At 68.3% G+C, this 398-nt stretch carries 1 pseudogene; it reads left to right on the top strand.

Annotated features, from left to right (window positions below):
* A pseudogene (locus BGE37_RS24825) lies at positions 1-398 on the top strand (RHS repeat protein); the annotation flags it as partial.

Below are 398 nucleotides of genomic sequence, written 5' to 3' on the forward strand. Positions count from 1 at the left end.
GCGGAGCACGCCGGGCGGATGGTGGCGCACCATTATGCGGGGAGGCCGGAGAGCCGCTACCGGTATGATGATACCGGTCGGGTGACGGAGCAGGTCAACCCGGAGGGGCTGGCCTACCGCTTTGAGTACGGGCAGGACCGTGTGACCATCACGGACAGCCTGAACAGGCGGGAGGTGCTGTACACGGAAGGCGAGGGTGGCCTGAAGCGGGTGGTGAAGAAGGAGCATGCGGACGGGAGCATCACCCGCAGCGAGTATGATGCGGCGGGGAGGCTGAAGGCGCAGACGGATGCGGCGGGGCGGCGGACGGAGTACAGCCTGCATATGGCGTCGGGCGCGGTGACGGCGGTGACGGGGCCGGACGGCAGGACGGTGCGGTATGGCTACAACAGCCAGCG

It is taken from the genome of Escherichia sp. MOD1-EC6300 (assembly GCF_002965045.1).
In the GTDB taxonomy this organism is placed as follows: Bacteria; Pseudomonadota; Gammaproteobacteria; order Enterobacterales; family Enterobacteriaceae; genus Escherichia; species Escherichia coli_F.